This is a genomic window from Streptomyces sp. NTH33, assembly GCF_003236365.1.
Lineage (GTDB): Bacteria > Actinomycetota > Actinomycetes > Streptomycetales > Streptomycetaceae > Streptomyces.
Window position 1 is genome coordinate 1 of the sequence record NZ_POTZ01000854.1, and the last position, 1,549, is coordinate 1,549.

The window sequence follows — 1,549 nt, forward strand, 5'->3', positions numbered from 1 at the left end:
GGTGGCTGCCGGGGCGGTGGAGGCGACGGGGTCGGCATCCGTCCGCCTCGGCCGGGACGCCCCCTCCGGCGCGTCGGCCTGCCGCGGCTGTCCGGCGGATCCGGCGAACGCGGCGGATCCGGCGGACGCGGCGGATCCGGCGGACGCCACTGCCTGTCCGGTGGAGCCCGCAGGCGCGGTGCTCTCCCCCGTCGGGCCGGCCGGATCCGTCGGTCGGGCATCCGCCTCCGTCCCGTGCTCCGCCTTCGGTGACGGCGCCGGGTGGGCGTGGTCCTCCCGGCGGTGGGGGCGGCCACGGGCCGCGGGCCCGCGCGCCACGGCGACGGCGGCGACGGTCACCGCCAGGACGAGGGCCGCCGCCAGACGGTGGCGGGTCATCGCGGGTCCCCCAGCCGCCGGCCGAAGTCCAGCAACGCCGCGTACTGCTCCCCCAGCGCGGCGGGGGCGCCCGGGTCGGGATCCTTGAAGTAGAAGGCGAGTTCGGGACGGGGCCCGGTCAGCCCGCGTTCGTGGGCGCGGGCCAGCAGCCGGACCAGGTCGAGGACCAGGGGCGCGGCGAGCGCCGAGTCGCAGCCCTGCCAGGTGGTCTGGAGGGTCATCCGGGAGCCGAGGAAGCCGTCGAAGGCGATGTGGTCCCAGGCGGTCTTCCAGTCGCCGAGCGCGGGCACGTCGTCGATGTGCACCTCGCCCTGGGGCACCGTGCCGAGGGTGTCCGCGAGGACCCGTTCCTTGCCGGAGTTCTTCGCGGCGGCCGCGGCGGGGTCGGCGAGGGCGGCGCCGTCCCCGCCGCCGAGGAGGTTCGTACCGGACCAGGCCAGCACCCGCAGCGCCCGCTGCGCGAACATCGGGCCGAGCACGGACCGCAGCAGGGTCTGCCCGGTCTTGCCGTCGCGGCCCGCGTACGGCAGGGCGGCGGCCCGGGCCTCGGCGGCGAGAGCGGGGTGGTGCAGGCCGGTCGACGGGGTGAAGTTGACGTACGGGCAGCCCGCGCGCAGGGCGGCCGCCGCGTACAGCGAACTGGCTGGCAGGGCGGCGCCCTCGGGGGTCGGTTCGGTGGAGGCGACGTTGACGACGACGGTGCGGGCGAGGCCGTGGCGGCGGGTGAAGTCGCGGATGTCGCCGGCGAGGGTGCCGATGAGGGCGTCCTCGCTCCGGGTGTCGCCGGGCAGCGGCCCGCCGGGCCTGATCTCCCCGTCGGCGGCGGCCAGTTCACCGCGGACGGCGGACGGCAGGCCGTGCGGCAGGACGCCGCCGGCGGCGAGGGTCTCGGCGCGTTTGGGCAGCGGGCAGTCCACGGTGTCGTGCCCGCCGAAGACGAGGGACGACAGCGCGGGCAGGCCGCTCGCGGCGAACGGCTCGGTCTCGGTGACGAGGCCGGTGGTGGGGTGCAGTCCGGCGGCGACGGCGGCGCATCCGGCGATGGCGGTGGTGGCGACGGAGCCTCGCGCGCCGATCAGCCAGACACCGGTGCGGGAGGAGGAAACGGAAGGTTCGGCGGACATGGGCAGCCTCCTTGTCGTACGCGAACCGGAGCCGGACGGGTGGGGCG

At 77.3% G+C, this 1,549-nt stretch carries 1 protein-coding gene and 1 pseudogene; both read right to left on the bottom strand.

The annotated features are described in order from the left end of the window. Positions 1–378, bottom strand: a pseudogene (locus C1I97_RS36975) (hypothetical protein); the annotation flags it as partial. Then, positions 375–1,502 (bottom strand): inositol-3-phosphate synthase, encoded by a 1,128-nt coding sequence (locus tag C1I97_RS36980; protein WP_111007246.1) that lies wholly within the window; start codon positions 1,500–1,502, stop codon positions 375–377. The gene C1I97_RS36980 and the pseudogene C1I97_RS36975, both read right to left, overlap by 4 nt. Positions 1,503–1,549: the final 47 nt, after the last annotated feature.